The following is a 19,019-nucleotide window of genomic DNA, read 5'->3' on the forward strand; positions in this document are numbered from 1 at the left end:
CGCCCCATCCTCACATGGTCAGTTCGGGGTGCAGTTTGGCCGGGGTCAGCCGGCGGGACCGGCGCGCCGCGCCGACGGTGAGCACCATGGCGCCGAGTCCGAAGGCGAGCAGGACCAGCGCCCCGGCGACCACCGGGCCGGCCGGCCCGCCGTTGACGGTGTGCCGCAGGCCGGCCACCACGTACGTCATCGGCAGCCAGGGGTGGATCGCCTGGAAGAAGCCGGGTGAGGTCTGCACCGGGTAGGTGCCGCCGGAGGAGGTGAGCTGGAGCATCAGCAGGGCCAGCGCGGCCAGCCGGCCGGCCGGGCCGAGCGCGACGCCGAGCAGCTGCATGATCGCGGTGAACGCCAGCGAGGTGAGCGCGAGCAGCCCGAACGTCGCCGCGCCGTGCTCCGGGTGCAGTCCGAGCGCGAGCGTCACCACCGTGTAGAGCACCGCGACCTGGGCCAGGCCGATCGCGGCCGCCGGCAGCCAGCCGGCGAGCACGACCCGCCAGCCGGGCGCGCCGGACATCACGTGCCGCCGGTTGACCGGCCGCAACAGCATGTACGTGATCATCGCGCCGACCCAGAGCGCCAGCGCCAGGAAGTAGGGCGCGAAGCCCACGCCGTAGGAGCCGGCCGGGTGCCGCGAGTCGCGGATCAGGCCGACGGGGTCGCCGAGCACGTCGGCGCGACTGCTCGCGTCGTCGTACCCGGGCAGCTTCTTCTCCCCGGCGGCGAGCCCGTCGGCGAGGTCGCCGGCGCCGCCCTCCAGCCGGGTCAGCCCGTCGACCAGCTTGGTGCTGCCGGTGCCGAGCTGGGCCAGGCCGCCGTCGAGCGCCCGGGCGCCGGTGGCGAGCCGGTAGAGCCCGCCGCGCAACTGGTCGGCGCCGGTGGACGCGTCGCCGAGCCCGTCGCGGAGCTTGGCGCTGCCCTGGGCGAGCGTGGTGAGCCCGCCGGCCAGCTCGTCGACCTTGGCCCGGGCGGAGGCGACGTCGTCGGCCAGGTGCGGCGCGGCGGCGGCCACCTCGCGGGCGGTCTTCGCGACCTCGGTCATCTGCTTCTTCAACGCGGCCAGGTCGGTCCGGTCCAGCGCGGACCCCAACGCCTTCGCCTGGGTCACGGCCCGGTCGGCGGCCGTACGGGCGGCGGCGAAGTCGCTGTCGTCGGCCAGTTCGGGGTGCTCCTTCGCGACCGCGTCGAGCCGGTCGGAGATCTCCTGCGCCGTCCGCACCACCTCGTCGGCCTTCGCGGGCAGCGCGTCCAGGCCGTCGGCGAGCTGCTGCGCGCCGGTGGCGACGGCGGTGGCCGCCTGTTGGATCTTCTCGGCGTTGCGGCGCAGCACCGGTTCGTACCGGTCGGCCGCGGCGTCGACCTTCGCGGCGGCGGCCCTCGTCTCGGTGGCGGCCCGGCCGGCGCCGTCGGCGAGCTGGGCCGCGCCGGTCTGCAACTGGTCGAGGCCCCGGGCCAGCTTGTCGGCACCCTGGACCGACTGGTTCAGGCCGCCGGCGAGCTGCCCGGCGCCGTCCTCGGCGCTCCCCAGCCCGTCGGCGAGCTGACCGGCGCCGCGCTGCGAGGTGCCGAGCCCGTCGGAGATCTTGCCCGCCCCGTCGGCGGCCCGGCCGGTCTCGGCCTTGGCGTCGGTGAAGCCGATCAGCATCTTGTCGAAGTACGAGGCGGCGGTGCTCTCCGCGGCGGCGGCCCGGATCTCGCTGAACGCCGAGCGGGCGAGCAGCCCGGAGAGGTAGTTGGTGGCGTCGTCGTTGACCACCTTCAGCTCGCCCTGCCGGGCCGGGCGGTCCGGCTCGGGGCTGGCGGCCAGCGTGGCGGAGAAGTCGGCGGGGATGGAGAAGACCAGGTGGTAGCGACCGTCGCGCAGGCCCTTCGTGGCGTCGGCCTGGTCGGTCACGGTCCAGCCGAAGACCTTGCGGTCGAGCAGTTCGTCAGCGAGGTCCCGTCCGGCGTGCACCTCGGTGCCGTCGCCGGCCCGGGCCGGCCGGTCGGCGTTGACCAGGGCGACCGGGATCCGGTCGAGGTTCCCGTACGGGTCCCAGAAGGCGTAGAGGTAGAGCGCGCCGTAGAGCAGCGGCACCACGGTGAGCACGGCGAGCGCGGCGCGCGGCAGCCGGCCGCGGGTCATCCGGCGCAGCTCGAACAGGGCCAGTCGCAGCACGCTCATGCGGGCACCTCGGCGGTCGGGGCGGAAGCGGTCGGGGCGGGACCGGTCAGGGCGGGGGCGGGCAGCGCGGGGTCACCGATGCGGTGCGCGGTGGCGGACACCCCGGGTTCGACGGCGCGGGCGCTGACGACCACCGCGTACCCCTGGTCGGCGAGGCGTTCCAGGGCGGCCCACATCCACTCCCGTTCGGGGCGGTCGGCGCCGGCGTCCACGTCGTCGGCGACGATCAGGCTGGGGCCGCCGAGGCTGGCCAGCACCAGCCCGAGCACCTGCCGCTCGACCGGCGTGAGGTCGCGGCCGTAGCGGTCGGGGTCGAGCGGGGCGTCGGTGAAGCCGGCGCCGGCGATGGCGGCGGCGTAGGCGTCGCGGCGGTAGGCCCGGCGCGCCCGCACGGCGGCGACCGGGACGAGCTGGCGGCGGCGGCGCGGGACCGGGCCGAGCAGCAGCAGCCGTTCGGTGATGTGCTCGGCGACGGTGAGCGTCGGGTCGGGCTCGTGCACGCCGGCCACCTGGCCGAGCGCGGCCGGTCCCCGGCGGCGCAGCTCGCCGTGGCTGTGCGGGAAGCGCCCGGCCAGGGCGAGCAGCAGCGAGGTGCGCCCGCTGCCGGGAGGCCCGGTCACCGCGTGCAGCTCACCGGCGGCGGCGGTGAGGTCGACGTCCCGGTAGACCCAGCCGCGACGGGTCCGCAGCCCGAGCCCGCTGGCCTCGACGATCGTCATGACACCCGTTCCCATAACTAAACTGACTGGTCAGTACAAAAACATGACCAGCATAGCGCCGGGTGTCCGGTTCGACGCAACGCGAGGAGAGGGTGATCCTCAGAACAGCACGGTGGCGAGCGTGCCGACCGGGCGGAAGCCGCAGCGCTCGTAGACCCGCCGGGCCGGCAGGTTGAAGTCGTTGACGTAGAGGCTGACCGTCGGCGCGACCCGCTCCAACGTGTCGCGCACCACCGCGGCCATGGCGGCGGCGGCGATGCCCCGGCCCCGCCACTCGGGCGCCACCCAGACACCCTGCACCTGCGCGGTGCGGCGGGTCACCACGGCCAACTCGGCCTTGAAGACCACCCGGCCGTCGACGAACCGGGCGTAGGCCCGGCCGGCGCGCACCAGCTCGGTCACCCGCCGCCGGTAGCCACGCCCGCCGTCCTCGGCCAGCGGCGAGACCCCGACCTCCTCGGTGTACATCGCGACCGCCGCCGGGAAGAGCCGGTCGACCTCACTGCTGCGCACCCGGCGCACCTGCGGGTCGGGCGTCACGGCGGGCAGGGCGTCCGTGGCCAGCAACGGCTGGTTCGGGCGTACGTCCCTTGCCGGCCCCCAGTGCGCGGAGAGGCGGTCCCAGAGCCCGAGCACCGCGTCGGCGCGGCCCACGATCGAGGAGCAGAGCCGCTCCTCCGCGCCCAACTGCTCGGCGAACGCGGCCACCGCCGGCTCGGACGCGAGCACCGGGGTGAGGTTGCCGCCCAACCAGCAGATCGACTCCAGGTTGCGGCGGGAGCCGTAGCCGAGGATCCGCGCCTCGGCCCGCCACCAGGCCAGCCCGCGCGCCGCCACCCGCTCGGCGACCTGCGCGCCCGCGTACGGGTCGAGGTCGAGCAGCCGCTCGACCGCGCGGCGCTCCGACTCCCCCAGTTGGCGTACCGGCACCGTGAGCACGGTTACCAGCCTGCCAGATGGACCCGGGAGCGCGCGGGCCGACCGGACACCCCGGTGGCCGGCCGGTGAGCGGCGGCTCAGCCGGCCGGAACCGGTTCCGGCGCCGCCGCCGGCGGCCGGGTGCGCGCGGCCCACCGCACCACCGGCGGCACCAGCACGCCGAGCAGCAGGAACGACCCGCCGAGCAGCAGCCAGCCGGGTACGCCCCAGCCGATCGCGAGCGTGGTCACCACCACCGGGGCGACCATCGACCCGAGCTGCATGCCCATCCCGTACGCCCCCTGGTACTGACCGTGCGCGTGGGCCGGGGCGAGGCCGAACGAGACGCCCCAGCCGGCCGCCGCGTGCCACAGCTCCCCCACCACGTGCACCAGCGCGCCGGCCAGCAGCAGCGGCACCGCCACCGCCGCCGGTACGCCACCCGCGGCCGCGAACAGCACGCAGGCCACCCCGATGAACGCGCCCGCCCGGCGGGCGGCCCGGCCGGCGCCGGTCAGCTCCTCGGTGCCCCGCGAGGCGCGGACCTGGAAGAGCACCACCACCACGGTGTTGACCAGCAGGCAGGCGGAGACCAGCCAGCGCGGCGCGTGGGTGTGCCCGGCGATCCAGAGCGGCAGGGCGATGTTGGTCAGCGAGAAGTGCATCGACATCAGCCCGTCGAGGACGGTGAAGGCCAGGAACGGCCGGTCCCGCAGGGCGATCAGCCGGGGTCCGTGCGTGGGCGCCGGCACCGGCGGCACGGCCGGCAGCCGGAGCAGCACCACCGCCGCCAGCAGGTAGGTGAGGCAGTCGAGCAGGATCAGTGTCACGTACGCGCCGCGGGTGTCGACGGCCAGCGCGAACCCGGCCAGGACGGCGCCCACCGAGATCCCGACGTTGGTGACCGCGCGCAGGTAGGCCCGGGTGCGGACGCGCTGGTCGACGGGGACGGCGCCGGCGATCAGCGCCCCCCGCGCGCCCCGGCTGGCCGAGTCGGCGACAGCCATGAGCACGCCGACCACCAGGAACCCGGCGAACGAACGCACCGCGACCAGGGCGGCGGTGCAGCCGGCCGAGGCGATCAGCGCCGCCAGCTGGAGACCGCGCGGGCCGAGCCGGTCGGCCAGGTAGCCCATCGGTGCGCTGGCCACCAGGCTGACCAGTGCGGTGAGCGTGAGCGCCACGCCGACCTGGGCCACGGTGAGCCCGACCGAGCGGGTGAGGAAGAGCGCGCTGGCGGTGAGCCAGGTGCCCCGACCGACGGTGTTGATCAGCGTGGACAGGGCGAGGGTCCGGGACGGCCCGGGTTCGGGTAGCAGGCGCACTCCGGCACCTTAACAAGACGTACGTACGGTTTGCAGCCCCGATTCTCACGACATCTTGTCGCCGATGCATTGCCGATATATCGTTGATGCATCAGTGATACGACGACAGAAGGAGAGCTCGATGGGTTTCCGTCGACACGTGCACACCATGCACGACGAGATGCACCGCCACGGCGGCTTCGGCTTCCCGCCCGTACCCCCGGGACCGCCGCCGTTCCCGCCCGGACCGCACGGTCACGGGCGGGGCCGGGGTGGCCGGGGCCGCGGGCGCGGCCGGCGGCCGAACGTGCGCGGCGCCGTGCTGGCGCTGCTCACCGAGCGGCCGATGCACGGCTACGAGATGATCCAGGAGATCGACTCCCGCACCGGCGGGGCCTGGCGGCCCAGCCCCGGCTCGATCTACCCGACCCTGCAACTGCTGGAGGACGAGGGCGTCATCGCCACGGCCGCCGACTCCGACGGCGGGCGCAAGCGGTTCGCCCTCACCGAGCAGGGCCGGCCCGAGGCGACCGAGGCGGCGCAGACCCCGCCCTGGGCGGAGTTCGCCGAACAGACCGTCAACAGCTGGCACGACATCCGCGACGCCGGCGCGCAGGCCATGCACGCGCTGCGCCAGGTGATGACCACCGGCACCGACGACCAGCGCGCCCGGGCCGCCCAGGTGCTCGACGAGACCCGGCGCAAGCTGTACGCCATCCTCGCCGAGTCCGAGTGAACACCGCCGCCGGGACGGCACGCCGGCCGGGCGACGACCGGCGTGCCGTCAGGCGCGGCGCGCGGTGACCAGCAGGTACTCCCACCGCATCACGCCGCCCTCCAAATGCCGGGCGGCCAGGTCGGTCAACGCGCGGTCGAGCCCGGCGGTCCGCTCCGGGTCGCCGGCGTTCGCCCGGTAGACCGCCACCGTCGGCCCGTAGTGGGTGGCGAAGAAGTCCCGGAACTCCTCCGGCGTCGCGAACCGGTTCACGACCACCGCGTCCCGTCCCAGCCTGAGCGAGGAGACCCGGTCGCCGAACAACTCCCGGACGTGGTCCTCGTCGCCCCAGAGCGGGGGCGGCTGCGCGCCCGGCGGCGGCGGGGGCGCGTACGGCCGCATGGCCGCGAACAACTGGCCCACGAAGCCCTGCGGCGTCCAGTTGACCAGTCCGATCGTCCCGCCCGGCCGGCAGACCCGGAGCAGCTCGTCGGCGGCGACCCGGTGCCGGGGCGCGAACATCACGCCCACGCAGGAGAGCACGGCGTCGAACTCGCCGTCGGCGTACGGCAACGCCTCGGCGTCGGCCTCCTGCCAGGTCAGCGTCAACCCCTCCCGCTCGGCCGCCACCCGGCCGATCTCCAGCAGCTCCGGGGTCAGGTCGCCGGCCACCACCTCCGCCCCGGTCCGGGCCGCCGGCAGGGCCGCGTTGCCGGTGCCGGCGGCCACGTCCAGCACCCGGTCGCCCGGCCCCACCCGGGCCGCCCGGACCAGCGTCGCGCCCAACTGCGGGATCACCTGCGCGGCCACGGAGGCGTAGTCGCCCAGCGCCCACATCCGGCGGTGCCCGGCCTTCACGGCCGCGTCCCGCTCCTGTTCCTCGATCATCGCCTCGCTCCTCACCTGTCGTCCCTGCCAGCGACGCTAGGCATCGGGCGACCCGGCCCCCAGTACGAGATCTGTACCGCTCCCGACAGGTCGCTGGCCGGGCCGCCGGGCCGGGCGTAGCGTGCCCGCCATGGGGGCCTCCTACCACCAGTTCTGCCCCGTGGCGAAGGCCATGGAGCTGCTCGACGAGCGGTGGACGCTGCTCGTCGTCCGGGAGTTGGTCAGCGGCTCGGAACGTTTCAACGAGCTGCGCCGCGGGCTGCCCCGGATGTCGCCCACGCTGCTGTCCCGCCGGCTGCACCAGCTCGTCCGCGCCGGCGTCGTGGAGCGGCGCGTCGACGGCGGCGACGTGCGTTACGTCCCGACCGCCGCCGGGCGCGAGCTGCGGCCCGTGGTGGAGGCGCTCGGGGCCTGGGGCGTGCGCTGGATCGGCGAGCTGGGCGACGCCGACCTCGACCCGAAGCTGCTGCTGTGGGACATGCACCGGCACGTCGACCACGACGCGGTCCCGCCGGGGCGTACCGTCGTGCGGTTCCGCTTCCGCGACGTGCCGGCGGCGCTGTGCGACTGGTGGCTGGTCATCGCCGCCGGCGAGGCCGACGTCTGCGACGACGACCCCGGCCACGACGTGACGGTGACCGTCACCGCCGACCTGCGGGCCCTGGTCCAGGTCTGGCTGGGCGACCTGGAGTGGCCGGCCGCGTTGCGCAGCGGGGCGGTGCAGGTGGCCGGGCCGGAGACGGTGCGGCGCGCGGTACCCGGCTGGTTCACCCTCTCCCCCTTCGCCGCCGTGCCCCGGCCCTGAGACGGCGCGTGCGGCCGCCCCCGGGAGGGGACGGCCGCACGGCGATGCGGGAAGCGGATCAGTGCACGGTGACCGTGGCGCCACCGGGCACCAGGTCCCGCAGCTCCTCGGGGATCTCGGCGCCCATCTCGTCGGCGATCCGCAGCGCCTCCTCGATCAGCGTCTCCACGATCTGCGCCTCCGGCACGGTCTTGACGACCTTGCCCTTGACGAAGATCTGGCCCTTGCCGTTGCCGGAGGCGACACCCAGGTCGGCCTCGCGGGCCTCGCCCGGACCGTTCACCACGCAGCCCATGACCGCGACGCGCAGCGGCACCGGCAGCCCTTCCAGGCCGGCGGTTACCTCCTCGGCCAGCTTGTAGACGTCGACCTGGGCCCGACCGCAGGACGGGCAGGAGACGATCTCCAGGCCGCGCTCGCGCAGGCCCAGCGACTCCAGGATCGCGGCGCCGACCTTGATCTCCTCGACCGGCGGGGCGGAGAGGGAGACCCGGATGGTGTCGCCGATGCCCTCGGCCAGCAGCGCGCCGAACGCCACGGCCGACTTGATCGTGCCCTGGAACGCCGGGCCGGCCTCGGTGACGCCCAGGTGCAGCGGGTAGTCGCACTTCTCGGCCAGCAGCCGGTAGGCGCGGATCATCACCACCGGGTCGTTGTGCTTGACCGAGATCTTGATGTCCCGGAAGCCGTGCTCCTCGAACAGCGAGCACTCCCAGAGCGCCGACTCGACGAGCGCCTCGGCGGTGGCCCGGCCGTACTTGGCCAGCAGGCGCTTGTCCAGCGAGCCGGCGTTCACGCCGATCCGGATCGGCACCCCGGCGTCGCCGGCCGCCTTGGCGATCTCCTTGACCTTGTCGTCGAACTGCCGGATGTTGCCCGGGTTCACCCGGACCGCGGCGCAGCCGGCGTCGATCGCGGCGAAGACGTACTTCGGCTGGAAGTGGATGTCGGCGATCACCGGGATCTGCGACTTGCGCGCGATCGCCGGCAGCGCCTCGACATCGTCCTGCGAGGGAACGGCGACCCGGACGATCTGGCAGCCGGACGCGGTCAGCTCGGCGATCTGCTGGAGCGTGGCGTTGACGTCGGCGGTGAGGGTGGTGGTCATGGACTGCACCGAGACCGGCGCGCCCCCACCGACCGGCACCGAGCCGACCATGATCTGGCGGCTGGCCCGGCGCGGGGCCAGCGGCGGCGGCGGTACGGGGGGCATACCGAGACTGACAGCGGTCACTTCAGGCACTCACCTTGAGAAGAGCGTGATCGGGTTGACGACGTCCGCGGTGACGGTCAGCAGCGTGAACACGCCACCGACCAGGATCACCGCGTACGTGAGGGGCATGAGCTTCAGGTAGTCGACGCGCCCCGGGTCGGTGCGGCCGATCCGGGCGTAGAGCCAGGAGCGGGCCCGCTCGAACCAGGCGATGGCGATGTGGCCGCCGTCCAGCGGGAGCAGCGGCAGCAGGTTGAACACGCCGATGAAGAAGTTGAGCGACACGAAGAGCATGAAGAACACCAGCCAGGCGTTGTTCTCCACGGCCTCGCCGCCGAGCCGGCTGGCGCCGACCACGCTGATCGGGGTGTCCATGTCGCGCTCTTCACCGGTGATCGCGTTCCACAGCGCCGGGACCTTCTGCGGGATGCGCTGCATGGCGTGCGCGGTCTGCACCGCCATGTTGCCGGTGAAGTCGGCGGTGGCGCCGAACGCGGCGACCGGGCCGTACTCCACCCGGGTGGGGGTGCTCGGCTGGAGCGCCACGCCGAGCGCGGAGACCGCCGAGGTGGCGCCCTTCGGGTCGCCCAGCGGCGGTCGCTGCACCGCGGCCAGGTCGACGGTGGCCGTGGCGGGGGTGCCGTCGCGCAGGTAGGAGACGGTGGCGGTGCCGGGCTTGGTGCCCCGGACCACGTCGAGCATGTCGCCCCAGGTGGAGACCGGACGGCCGTTCACCGCGGTGATCCGGTCGCCGTCCTTGAGCTGGGCCTGGGCGGCCGGGCTGGCCGGGTCGCCGCTCTGGCAGGCGCGGCTCGCGTTCTCCACGACCACGCACGGGGCGATGGCGACCACCGCCGGCTCGGCCCGGAAGCCGGCCTCGGTGGTGGGGAACTTCGGGTTCGGCAGGCCGGCGGAGACCGCGATGATCCAGAGCGCCACCAGCGCGATGGCGAAGTGCATCGCGGAGCCGGCGGACATCACGATCGTCCGCTTCCACACCGGGTAGCGCCACATGGCGCGCTTCTCGTCCCCCGGCTCGACGTCGTCGTCCTGCGGCGTCATGCCGACGATCTTGCAGAAGCCGCCGAGCGGGATGCCCTTGACGCCGTACTCCGTCTCGCCCCGCTTGAACGACCAGAGCGTCGGGCCGAAGCCGACGAAGTAGCGGGTGACCTTCATCCCGAACGCCTTGGCGGTCAGCATGTGCCCCGCCTCGTGCAGGCTCACCGAGATGAGGATCGCCAGGGCGAACAGCACCACCCCGAGCAGATAGCTCATCGAGCTCCTTCCACCGACCCGACGATGATCTCCTGGGCGTGCGCCCGTGCCCACGACTCGGCGGCGAGCACGTCCTCGACGGTACCTGGTTCGTCGAAGTCGGGAGCATCCTCCAGCACCCGCTGGAGGGTGTCGACGATGCCGAGGAAGGGCAGCCGCCCGGCCACGAACGCCGCCACGCACTCCTCGTTCGCCGCGTTGTAGATCGCCGGCCGGCACCGCCCGGCCTCGCCGGCCGCCTTGGCCAGCGCGACCGCCGGGAACGCGGTGTCGTCGAGTGGGAAGAACTCCCAGGTGTGCGCCGAGGCCCAGTCGACCGCCGCGGCGGCCCCGGGGACCCGGTCCGGCCAGCCGATCCCGAGCGCGATGGGCAGCCGCATGTCCGGCGGGCTGGCCTGGGCGAGGGTGGAGCCGTCGACGAACTCGACCATCGAGTGGATCACCGACTGCGGGTGGACCATGACCGTGATGTCGGCGTACGGCACGTCGAACAGCTCGTGCGCCTCGATCACCTCCAGCGCCTTGTTGACCATCGTGGCCGAGTTGATCGTCACGACCGGCCCCATGTTCCAGGTCGGGTGCGCGAGAGCCTGCTCCGGTGTGACCTGGGTCAACTCGTCGCGCCGCCGGCCCCGGAACGGGCCGCCGCTGGCGGTGACCACCAGCCGCCGCACCTCGTCGCGGGCACCGCCGCGCAGGCACTGGGCCAGCGCCGAGTGCTCCGAGTCGACGGGCACGATCTGCTCCGGGCGCGTCACCGCGGCCCGCACCAGCGAACCACCGGCGACCAGGGACTCCTTGTTGGCCAGCGCGAGGGTGCGCCCGGCGCGGAGCGCGGCCAGCGTCGGCGGCAGGCCCAACGAGCCGACCACGCCGTTGAGCACGACGTCGCACGGCCACTGCGCCAGCTCGGTCATCGCGTCCGGCCCGGCCACGATCTTGGGCAGCTTGAAGTCGCCGGTGGCCCAGCCGCGCCGGCTCGCCTCGGCGTAGAACGCCAACTGGAGGTCCTGCGCGGTGGACGCGCGGGCCACGCCGACCGCCTCCACGCCCAGCTCCAGCGCCTGGGTCGCGAGCAGCTCCACGTTGCCGCCGCCGGCGCCGAGCGCGACCACCCGGAACCGGTCCGGGTTGCGCTTGACGATGTCGATGGCCTGGGTGCCGATGGAGCCGGTCGAGCCGAGCAGCACGAGGTCTCGGGGAGTGGTCACCCGCCCATTGTTCCCCAGCGCCTCACCCGTTCCGCCCCGGCGTCCCCCCACGGCTTGATCGACTCCACTTCCCCGAGGTGGCGCCGTCCCGGCCCGACCGATGCCGCCACCTCGGCGAACCGGCGTGGATCACACCGAGGTCCCGGACCCGGGGGCCTCCTCGTCGAGCAGGTCGGCCGGATCGACGCTGAAGTCGAACGGCTGCCGCATCACGAACGTGGTTCCCGCGGCCGCGGCGGACAGCGGCCGGTACTCGCCGTCGACCAGCTCGTAGAGCGCGAGCGCCGGCACCCTGTTACGCAGGTCGACCCGGAGGAAATACGGCACGCCGGCGGCGGCGTACTCCCGCGGCCGGTCGATCACGTCCTTGCGCCGGTTGCCGGGCGACACGATCTCGCCGAGGAGGACGGCCTCACCGATGTCGACCGCGGACCGGCCGCCGCCCGAGGAGCGGAGCACCGCGATGTCAGGGATGAACATGTCCTTGCCACGGACCAGGTTGATCTCCGGATAGACCCAGAGTCCCTCCCGGCGGGCGGCCCGGTGCAGGAGGTAGGGCAATTCGCGTTCGACCGACTGGTGGTCGATGCCGGCATGTGGTGTCACGATCACGCTTCCGCTCAGGACCTCGACCTTCGGGCCGTTGGTCTCCGGTAGGAGATCGAGAGCGAGCTGTGCGGTCCACGGTTCGTCGTGCCAGCGGAGCACGTCGAACGACGGCTCGGCGGGCTGCGGCGCCGGCTCGGGCGCGAATGCGGCCTGGGCCATCGGGCTCACCCCCTCCGCGGGTAATCGTGCTACCGCCCACCCTAGCGGCGCTGCCCCGCCGAGCCCTGCTCGCACACGGTGTCCGTCGCTACCGAGATCCCTCAACCCGCGCGGTGAGGTGCTCCAGGTGACCCAGGGGCAGGTGCGGTGGCTGCCACTCCAGGAACAGCGCGGTGGCGTCGTCGTCGAGCTGGTCCCGCTGGTAGGCGAGGACGGCGCGGACCAGACGGCGCATCGTCTCCGGGCTGGGCAGCCGGTCGTTGAGGGCACGCTCGACGAAGTCGACCAGCCGGTCCAGCCCGAACCGTTCCCCGTCGTCGCCGCGCGCGTCGGTGATGCCGTCGGTGTAGGCGAGGACGCGGTCGCCCGGGTGCAGCGCCTCCTCGTGCACCCGCGGGCGCCTGGCCGACAGGTTGCCCAGCCCCAGCGGCAGCGCGGTCGGCCCGGGCAGCGCCCGGACGGCCTTGCCGTCGCGCAGCAGCATGGCCCCGGGGTGGCCGGCGTTGATGATCCTCAGCAGGCCGGTCCGCCGGTCCAGCTCGCCGAGCAGCGCGGTCGCGAACAAGCCCGGATGCTCGGAGCGGACCCACCGGTCGATGCTGATCGCCGTGTCGACCAGGTCGAGGCCGGTGCGCCGGGCGTTGCGGTACGCGCTGACCACGAGCGAGGCCAGCGCGCTCGCCTTGATCCCGTGCCCGCAGGTGTCGAAGAGCCCGACGCTGAGCACGTCACCGTTGAGCGCGTAGTCGAAGATGTCCCCGCCGACGTCGTAACACGGTTCGAGAATGGCGGTGATCACCAGGTCGTCGGTCGCGAACGTCAGCGGCGGCAGCAGCCCCCACACGGTCTCGGCGGCGACCTGCATCGGAAGGCGGCGGCGGATCCGTTCGACGACGTCGCCGTAGAGCCGGCGGTTCACCAGGACCTGGGCGACGGCGACCGCCACCTCCCAGGCCGGCCGGTCCAGCGCGGGATCGCCGGCGCCGGGCGACACGATCTCCAGCACCCCCAGCCGCTCACAGCCGAGCAGCAGGGGCACCCAGAGCCGGTCCGGGTGGTCGGGGGCGCGCTGCACCTGGAGGCCGGTGAACGCCCGGCCGGCCAGCGTCGTCTCGATCGTCAGCTCGTCCCGAGGCCCGCCGGCGCCGACCAGGGGTACGAGCGAGGACTGCGTGTAGTCGGCCAGGTAGATCACGATGTCGGTGGCCCCGATGGCGGGCGCGGCCCCGCTCACCAGGAGCGACAGCTCGTCCGGCCCGCCACGGGGGGCGTTGAGGTGCAGCCAACGCGCCGCATCGCCGCCGTCGACCACACCACCACCTCCCCCGTGTCCCCACCACCGTAGGAGGCCGGCGGCGAACTGCCAACGTGCGGGCGCGGGCGAGACGAGGAACACCGCTAGGCGGGGCGGTCCAGGACGAACGTCTCCAGGGCGGCGCCGCCGTACCAGTCGCCGCGCACGCCGACGTGGGTCATCCCGAGCCGCCGGGCCACCGCCATGGACGGCTCGTTGCCGGCCATCACCACCGCGTACACCCGTGGGGTTCCGGTGGCGAACTCGCGCTCCAGCACCGCCCGGGCCGCCTCGGTGGCGTAGCCGTGGCCCTGGGCGTCGGGGTGCAGGTGCCAGCCCACCTCGATGTCGTCGGTGAGGGTCACGCCGTCGCGCCCGGGCAGCGGCTTGAGCAGGACGCTGCCCGCCGCGGGGCCGGCATCGCGGGGTTCGATCGCCCACAGGCCCCACCTGCCGGCGTACGGCGCCCAGCGGTCGCGCCACAGACGCACCCGGTCACGCGCCTCCGCCGGGTCGGTCATCCGCCCCGCCCCGCCCCCGAGCCAGCGCATGACCTCCTCGCGGGAGTAGATGTCGTAGACGCGGGCCAGGTCGTCCGGTGATTCCGTCCAGTCCCGGACCACGAGCCGCTGGGTCGAGGCGATCATCATGACGCCGGATCGTAATGCGTGCCGGACGGGCGTACGGGGAACGAGGGGGCGATGGGCGACGGGTGGGAGCGGACCAAGCGGATCACGGCTGCGGCGTTCCGGCCGGTCCGGGGCCGGGACCTGTCGCTGCACGCCGCCGCGATCACCTTCTACGGCGCGATCGCCGTGGTGCCGGTGGCGCTGCTGGCCATCTGGCTCACCGGGCTGGTCGCCGGGGCCGACCGGGTGCGCCGGCTCACCGGGTACGCGATCGACACCCTGCCCACCCAGATCGGCGCGGACCGGGCGGTGGCCGCGCTGGTCGAGGCCGGGGTGACGCTGACGCCGCTGCTGGCCCTGGCCTCGCTGCTGCCGGCCTCGCTCTACGGCGAAGGGCTGCGCCGGGCGTTCGTCTCGGTGGCCGAGCCGCGCGGCGAGTCCGGCGCGCTGGTCGGCTGGCGGGGCCGGCTGCTGCTGCTCCCGCTGCTCGCGCCGGCCCCGGCGCTGCTGCTGTCGATCCTGCTGGCGCTGCCGCTGACCACCCGGCTGGTCCGCCAGGGCGGCTGGATCGGCGCGCTGGGCGTGGTGCTGTCGTTCCTGGCCGTGTGGCTGGTGCTCACGCCGGTGCTGGTGTGGGTGTTCCGGGTGGTCGGACCGGCCTCCCCGGACTGGCTCTCCACGCTCGGCATGGGCTCGTTCACCGCCGCGAACCTCTCCGGCTTCCTGCACGGCTTCGTGCTGTTCTGCTCGCTGCCGCTGAACCTGGGCGTGCCGTTCGGCGGGTTCGACGATATCGGCGGCGGGGTGGCGGTGCTGCTCTGGCTCTACCTGTTCCACGTGATCGTGCTGGCCGGCTACTCGGCCACTCTGGCGCTGAGCCGGTGGCGGGCCGCCCGGGTGGCGGCCCGCGCCTGACCGGTGAACCGCGTCAACGCCGGAACGGGCCCCGCACCTCGTAGGTGATGCCGCCGCTGCCGGCGGTGGCGCCGCTGGTGCCGCGCTGCGAGGAGAAGTAGAGCCGGCTGCCGTCCGGGGCGAACGCCGGCCCGGTGATCTCCGACTTCGCCTGCCCGAGGAGCCGCAGGAACGGCGAGACCACACCGGCCGGCGTGATCACGTTGATCTCCATGTTGCCGCCGTCCTCGGCCACGTAGAGGTCGCCGCCCGGCGTGCCGGTGAGGTTGTCGACACCGGTCAGCGGCGCGGCGCCGGCCGGCACCAGGGAGTCGTCGTACGCGAGGTCGAGCCGCTGGTTCACCGCGTCGTACGCCCACACCCGGTTGTCGCCCTTGGTGGTGAACCAGCAGGTGTCGTCGGCGTACCAGCAGCCCTCGCCGCCGGTGAACGACTGCGCCGCACCCACCTGGTGGCGGGTCGGCACCGGGAACCCGTCCCGGTCCGGCAGGTCCCGCCAGGTGACCGGGCCGGTGACCTGGCCGTCCGGGGCGCAGAGCACCTGCACCCGGCCGGTGCGCAGGTCGCCCCAGGTGTCCGGCACGAACCGGTAGAAGCAGCCGTCCGGTTCGTCCTCGGTCAGGTAGACCACCCGCCGCACCGGGTCGCAGGCCGCCGCCTCGTGCTTGAACCGACCCATCCGGGTCCGCTCCTCACCGCCCCGGCCGCCGTCGGGCCAGGTCTCGAAGACCCGACCCAGCGGCACCTCCTCGCAGGAGAGCCACGTGCCCCACGGGGTCGCCCCGCCGGCGCAGTTGGTGTTGGTGCCGCCGAGGATCCGGTACGCGGCGACGACCGCGCCGTCGGCCGCGAACCGCACCGCCGAGGCGCCGCCGACCAGCGGGACCTCCGAGTTGGAGACGTAGATCCAGCCGTCGCCGGCCGGGAAGCAGGCGCCGCCGTCCGGCGCCCAGTGCCAGGAGTACGAGGTGCCAGCGACCCACTGCCCGGAGCGGGCGATCACCCGGCTGGTGAACCCGGCCGGCAACTGGAGGCCGTTGGCGTCGGCGGGCAGCAGGTCCCCGTACGGGCCGGGACCGGGTTGGGCGGGGTCGGCGGGCGCGGCGCCGGCCCAGAGACTGCCGGCGAAGGCGGCCGCGCCGCCGACGGCGGTGGCACGCAGGACGGTACGACGATCCATCGGGGTGACCTTCCCGGAGGCGGTGGGTGTCCCGTCGACGGTAGAACACGAATCCATCGACCGCTGCCGCTGTCCGGTGAACGCGGGGTGACGGCCGCTCGGCGTCAGAGGCGTTCGACGTACCGCTTGGCGTCGGCGAGCGACAGGTTCGTGTGCTCCCGCACCACCTTGATCGCCTGGATCTTCCTGCCCCGGTGCAGCAGCCGCGCGGCCTCGGCCCGCACCGCGTCGTCGACGTTCGCGCCGGGCACCGGGACGCCCGGTGACCAGGCCCCGCCCGCCGCCAGCAGGTCCACCACGCGCTTCGCGTCCAGCAGCGACAGCCCGGTCTGCACACGCAGCACCTTGACCGCCTCGACCGTGCGCCCGGCGCGGGCCAGTCGGAGCACCTCGGCCTGCCCGTCAGCGGCGGGGCGGTCCGGGGCGACCAGGTCCCGGGGACGGCCGCGCCGCAGCACGAGCAGTACCAGCACCACCACGACCAGCGCCGCCACGAGGGCGACCGGGACAGCCTCGGACATGGCCGCCACGGTAGCCGCCCGCCGCGAACCCTCCCACCGAGGAGCGGCCGGCACTAGGCTGCCCGGGCATGAGCGAACGCACCGAGCGCAGCGAGGGCCATGAGCGCATGCCCAGCCGGCACGGCATGAGCGAACGCACCGAGCGCAGCGAGGGCCATGAGCGCATGCCCAGCCGGCACCCCATGAGCGAAGCGAGTGAGCTGCCGTCCCGCGCCGACGTCGTCGTGGTCGGCTCCGGGCACAACGGCCTGGTCTCGGCGATCCTGCTGGCCCGCGCCGGCCTCGACGTGCTGGTGCTGGAGGCCGCCGAGGTGATCGGCGGGGCCACCCGCACCGAGAACCCGTTCCCCAAGGTGCCCGGCCTGCGTCACTCCACCGGGTCCTACCTGCTGGGGCTGATGCCGCCGGAGCTGCTGGCCACGCTGGACGTGACCATTCCGGTGCTGCGCCGCGACCCGCACTACTTCCTGCCCACCCCGGGCGGGCTCGGCTCGCCGTACCTGCTGTTCGGCAGCGACACCGCGGCCACCCGGCGGCAGCTCACCGACATGTTCTCGGCGGCCGACGTGGCCGCCGACGACGCGCTCCAGGCCGAGCTGGCCCAGTTGCGGGAGGACCTCGCGCCGGCCTGGCTGGCCGAGCCGCTGCCGGTCGAGGAGACCGCCGAGCGGTACGTCCGGCCGGCCCTGCGGCAGGTCTTCGTCGACCTGGTGCGCGGCTCGGTCGCCGACCACCTGGCCCGCTTCGACTTCCGCTCCGAGCTGCTGGTCAGCATGTACGCGGTCACCGACGGCCTCTCCGGGCTCAACGCCGGCCCGGACGACCCCGGCACCGGGCACAACTTCCTGGTGCACAACATGTGCCGACTTCCCGGGTCGGACGGCACCTGGATGATCGCCGAGGGCGGCATGGGCACCGTCTCGGGTACCTTCGCCGAGGCCGCCCGGCGCGCCGGGGCGCGGATCGTCACCGGTACGCCGGTCACCGCGATCACGCTCGACGCCGGCGCCGCCTCCGGGGTGGTGCTGGCCGACGGTCGGGAGGTCGGCGCGTCCGTGGTGCTGGGGGCCTGCGACCCGTACCGGTTGATGGAGCTGCTGCCCGACGGCGCGCTCCCGGCGGAGCTGGGCGCGCGGATGGCGGCGGTCCGCCGCCCCGGCACCACGCTCAAGCTCAACCTGGCGCTCACCGGGCTGCCCCGTTTCTCCTGCCTGCCGGCGGACGCGCCGAGCCCGTTCGGGTCGACCATCCACCTGCTCCCCGGCTCGGCCTCGCTGGTCGGCGCGGGCGGCGAGTCGCCGATGGCCGCGCTGCGCGGCATGTGGGCGGACGTCCGGGCGGGGCGGCTGCCGGACGAGCCGACCATCGAGTGGTACCTGCACACGACGGTCGACCCGTCGCTGTCCGACGGGGCCGGGCACCACTCGTCGGCGCTGTTCGTCCAGTCGGTCCCCTACGAGCTGGCCGGCACCACCTGGGACGCGGCGCTGCCCGGCTACGTGGAGCGGCTGATCGCGATCTGCGAGCGGTACGCCCCGGGCGCCGGTGACCTGATCGCGGACGCGGTGCCACTGCCCCCGCCCGGCATCGAGGCCCACTTCGGCATCACCGGTGGGCACATCCACCACGTCGACAACACGGTGTCGTTCACCGACCGGATGCCGTACGCGACCGGCGTGGACGGCGTCTACGCGGGCAGCGCCGGCTGCCACCCGGCGGGCAGCGTGATCGGCGCCGCCGGCCACAACGCGGCCCGCCGCATCCTCGCCGACCTGTAAGGAGGGGCCCCCTGTTAACGCCTCCGGTAGAGCAGGGGTCCCCTCTTAACACCTCACGGCGTCTCGGTGGCCTCCTGCCCGGCGCGCGGGAGGTCGCCGGGGCCGCGGATCACGTAGAGGCCGACCAGCAGCAGGTAGGCCAGCAGGCTGAGGATCGGGTCGACGAACACGACCGCGAACGCGACCAGGTAGAGCAGCGGGCCGAGCCGGAACCGGCGGGCCACCGCCCGGGCCAGCCGCGGGTCGAGGTCCGGGTGCAGCAGACCCCGGCGGCGGGCCCACCACCAGCTCAGGTTGAAGAACAGCGCCTCGCCGAGCACCGTGCCCACGTACAGGGCGGCGGTGAGCCGCTGGTCGCCGGTGGTGCCGCGCAGGTGGTCCGCGAGCAGGTTCGCGGTGAACGGGATGGCCGCCACGAACATCAGCAGCAGCAGGTTGAGCACCAGCAGCATCTGGTCGACCCGGCAGACGTAGCGCCACATGTTGTGGTGGGTCAGCCAGACCTGGCCGACCACGGCGAACGTGATCACGTACGCCAGGTAGGCCCGCCACTCGTGCGCCAACGCGGCCGGCAGTCCCCGGTCACCCGGCGCGTCCGGGCCGAACTGGAGCAGCTCGACCGCCATCAGGGTGAGCACGATGGCGATGACCGCGTCGCTGAACGCCTCCACCCGCGAGGCGTCCCGCGCCATCTCGCTGCTGCGCCCGAACCGGTACCCCGG

18 protein-coding genes are annotated in these 19,019 nt (G+C 74.1%); 4 read left to right on the plus strand and 14 right to left on the minus strand.

Going from position 1 to position 19,019, the window contains the following annotated elements; translation table 11 throughout:
* Positions 1-10: 10 nt before the first annotated feature.
* From CO540_RS12035 to CO540_RS12050, 4 genes are all read right to left on the minus strand, one after another.
* Positions 11-2,161 (minus strand): YhgE/Pip family protein, encoded by a 2,151-nt coding sequence (locus CO540_RS12035; RefSeq protein WP_099162107.1) that lies wholly within the window; start codon positions 2,159-2,161, stop codon positions 11-13.
* Positions 2,158-2,880 carry an ABC transporter ATP-binding protein gene (locus CO540_RS12040; protein WP_099162108.1) on the minus strand — a complete coding sequence of 241 codons (723 nt, stop codon included), beginning with the start codon at positions 2,878-2,880 and terminating at the stop codon, positions 2,158-2,160. Before CO540_RS12040 ends, CO540_RS12035 begins: the two co-directional genes overlap by 4 nt.
* A 99-nt stretch (positions 2,881-2,979) precedes the next feature.
* Positions 2,980-3,819, minus strand: coding sequence for a DUF4081 domain-containing GNAT family N-acetyltransferase (locus tag CO540_RS12045; protein ID WP_099164726.1), 840 nt, complete (start codon positions 3,817-3,819; stop codon positions 2,980-2,982).
* A 77-nt stretch (positions 3,820-3,896) separates the two neighbouring features.
* Positions 3,897-5,123, minus strand: a complete 1,227-nt coding sequence (locus CO540_RS12050) for an MFS transporter (protein ID WP_099162109.1) — start codon at positions 5,121-5,123, stop codon at positions 3,897-3,899.
* Positions 5,124-5,244: 121 nt separating this feature from the next.
* On the opposite strand from CO540_RS12050, the gene CO540_RS12055 reads away from it, so the two are divergent.
* Positions 5,245-5,838, plus strand: coding sequence for a PadR family transcriptional regulator (locus tag CO540_RS12055; RefSeq protein WP_099162110.1), 594 nt, complete (start codon positions 5,245-5,247; stop codon positions 5,836-5,838).
* A gap of 48 nt (positions 5,839-5,886) precedes the next feature.
* On the opposite strand, the gene CO540_RS12060 is transcribed toward CO540_RS12055, so the two are convergent.
* Positions 5,887-6,705: a class I SAM-dependent methyltransferase gene (locus CO540_RS12060; RefSeq protein WP_099162111.1), complete on the minus strand. Its 819-nt coding sequence runs from the start codon at positions 6,703-6,705 to the stop codon at positions 5,887-5,889.
* Positions 6,706-6,835: 130 nt separating this feature from the next.
* On the opposite strand from CO540_RS12060, the gene CO540_RS12065 reads away from it, so the two are divergent.
* Entirely contained in the window at positions 6,836-7,510 is a 675-nt protein-coding gene (locus CO540_RS12065) for a helix-turn-helix domain-containing protein (protein WP_099162112.1), read from the plus strand.
* A 58-nt stretch (positions 7,511-7,568) separates the two neighbouring features.
* Here CO540_RS12065 and ispG read toward each other — a convergent pair whose 3' ends face one another.
* The 6 genes from ispG to CO540_RS12095 all read right to left on the minus strand — a co-directional run bounded on the left by ispG (position 7,569) and on the right by CO540_RS12095 (position 13,924).
* Complete coding sequence (gene ispG, locus CO540_RS12070) at positions 7,569-8,744, minus strand: flavodoxin-dependent (E)-4-hydroxy-3-methylbut-2-enyl-diphosphate synthase (protein ID WP_091580121.1); 1,176 nt, start codon at positions 8,742-8,744, stop codon at positions 7,569-7,571.
* 9 nt (positions 8,745-8,753) lie between these two features.
* On the minus strand, positions 8,754-10,001 hold the full coding sequence (locus CO540_RS12075) for an RIP metalloprotease (RefSeq protein WP_099162113.1): 1,248 nt from the start codon (positions 9,999-10,001) through the stop codon (positions 8,754-8,756).
* Positions 9,998-11,212: a 1-deoxy-D-xylulose-5-phosphate reductoisomerase gene (gene dxr, locus CO540_RS12080; RefSeq protein ID WP_099162114.1), complete on the minus strand. Its 1,215-nt coding sequence runs from the start codon at positions 11,210-11,212 to the stop codon at positions 9,998-10,000. Before dxr ends, CO540_RS12075 begins: the two co-directional genes overlap by 4 nt.
* 129 nt (positions 11,213-11,341) lie before the next feature.
* Positions 11,342-11,980, minus strand: a complete 639-nt coding sequence (locus CO540_RS12085) for a Uma2 family endonuclease (RefSeq protein WP_099162115.1) — start codon at positions 11,978-11,980, stop codon at positions 11,342-11,344.
* Positions 11,981-12,068: 88 nt separating this feature from the next.
* The gene (locus CO540_RS12090; protein ID WP_253866628.1) at positions 12,069-13,292 is read right to left on the minus strand and encodes a PP2C family protein-serine/threonine phosphatase; all 1,224 of its coding nucleotides are present in this window, start codon (positions 13,290-13,292) and stop codon (positions 12,069-12,071) included.
* A gap of 86 nt (positions 13,293-13,378) precedes the next feature.
* The gene (locus CO540_RS12095) at positions 13,379-13,924 is read right to left on the minus strand and encodes a GNAT family N-acetyltransferase (RefSeq protein WP_098745961.1); all 546 of its coding nucleotides are present in this window, start codon (positions 13,922-13,924) and stop codon (positions 13,379-13,381) included.
* A 51-nt stretch (positions 13,925-13,975) separates the two neighbouring features.
* Between CO540_RS12095 and CO540_RS12100 the strand changes: the two genes are divergently transcribed.
* Positions 13,976-14,818 (plus strand): YhjD/YihY/BrkB family envelope integrity protein, encoded by an 843-nt coding sequence (locus CO540_RS12100; protein WP_099162116.1) that lies wholly within the window; start codon positions 13,976-13,978, stop codon positions 14,816-14,818.
* Positions 14,819-14,831: 13 nt separating this feature from the next.
* Here CO540_RS12100 and CO540_RS12105 read toward each other — a convergent pair whose 3' ends face one another.
* Both CO540_RS12105 and CO540_RS12110 read right to left on the minus strand, forming a co-directional pair.
* The gene (locus tag CO540_RS12105) at positions 14,832-15,998 is read right to left on the minus strand and encodes an alkaline phosphatase PhoX (protein ID WP_099162117.1); all 1,167 of its coding nucleotides are present in this window, start codon (positions 15,996-15,998) and stop codon (positions 14,832-14,834) included.
* A 104-nt stretch (positions 15,999-16,102) separates the two neighbouring features.
* Entirely contained in the window at positions 16,103-16,519 is a 417-nt protein-coding gene (locus CO540_RS12110; RefSeq protein WP_099164728.1) for a ribosomal protein L7/L12, read from the minus strand.
* A gap of 182 nt (positions 16,520-16,701) precedes the next feature.
* On the opposite strand from CO540_RS12110, the gene CO540_RS12115 reads away from it, so the two are divergent.
* Complete coding sequence (locus tag CO540_RS12115; RefSeq protein ID WP_099164729.1) at positions 16,702-18,297, plus strand: NAD(P)/FAD-dependent oxidoreductase; 1,596 nt, start codon at positions 16,702-16,704, stop codon at positions 18,295-18,297.
* A gap of 53 nt (positions 18,298-18,350) precedes the next feature.
* Here the strand turns inward: CO540_RS12115 and CO540_RS12120 are convergent, their stop codons facing one another.
* Positions 18,351-18,989 carry a TMEM175 family protein gene (locus CO540_RS12120; protein ID WP_172968019.1) on the minus strand — a complete coding sequence of 213 codons (639 nt, stop codon included), beginning with the start codon at positions 18,987-18,989 and terminating at the stop codon, positions 18,351-18,353.
* Between the last annotated feature and the right edge of the window lie 30 nt (positions 18,990-19,019).

Source organism: Micromonospora sp. WMMA2032 (genome assembly GCF_002688545.1).
In the GTDB taxonomy this organism is placed as follows: domain Bacteria; phylum Actinomycetota; class Actinomycetes; order Mycobacteriales; family Micromonosporaceae; genus Micromonospora; species Micromonospora sediminicola.

Coding starts and splice junctions, on each gene's coding strand:
- CO540_RS12105 (WP_099162117.1), bottom strand. CDS start 15,998: ATGGATCGTCGTACCGTCCTGCGTGCCACCGCCGTCGGCGGCGCGGCC.
- CO540_RS12095 (WP_098745961.1), bottom strand. CDS start 13,924: ATGATGATCGCCTCGACCCAGCGGCTCGTGGTCCGGGACTGGACGGAA.
- CO540_RS12065 (WP_099162112.1), top strand. CDS start 6,836: ATGGGGGCCTCCTACCACCAGTTCTGCCCCGTGGCGAAGGCCATGGAG.
- CO540_RS12085 (WP_099162115.1), bottom strand. CDS start 11,980: ATGGCCCAGGCCGCATTCGCGCCCGAGCCGGCGCCGCAGCCCGCCGAG.
- CO540_RS12055 (WP_099162110.1), top strand. CDS start 5,245: ATGGGTTTCCGTCGACACGTGCACACCATGCACGACGAGATGCACCGC.
- CO540_RS12110 (WP_099164728.1), bottom strand. CDS start 16,519: ATGTCCGAGGCTGTCCCGGTCGCCCTCGTGGCGGCGCTGGTCGTGGTG.
- CO540_RS12035 (WP_099162107.1), bottom strand. CDS start 2,161: ATGAGCGTGCTGCGACTGGCCCTGTTCGAGCTGCGCCGGATGACCCGC.
- CO540_RS12060 (WP_099162111.1), bottom strand. CDS start 6,705: ATGATCGAGGAACAGGAGCGGGACGCGGCCGTGAAGGCCGGGCACCGC.
- CO540_RS12120 (WP_172968019.1), bottom strand. CDS start 18,989: ATGGCGCGGGACGCCTCGCGGGTGGAGGCGTTCAGCGACGCGGTCATC.
- CO540_RS12075 (WP_099162113.1), bottom strand. CDS start 10,001: ATGAGCTATCTGCTCGGGGTGGTGCTGTTCGCCCTGGCGATCCTCATC.
- CO540_RS12115 (WP_099164729.1), top strand. CDS start 16,702: ATGAGCGAAGCGAGTGAGCTGCCGTCCCGCGCCGACGTCGTCGTGGTC.
- CO540_RS12040 (WP_099162108.1), bottom strand. CDS start 2,880: ATGACGATCGTCGAGGCCAGCGGGCTCGGGCTGCGGACCCGTCGCGGC.
- CO540_RS12100 (WP_099162116.1), top strand. CDS start 13,976: ATGGGCGACGGGTGGGAGCGGACCAAGCGGATCACGGCTGCGGCGTTC.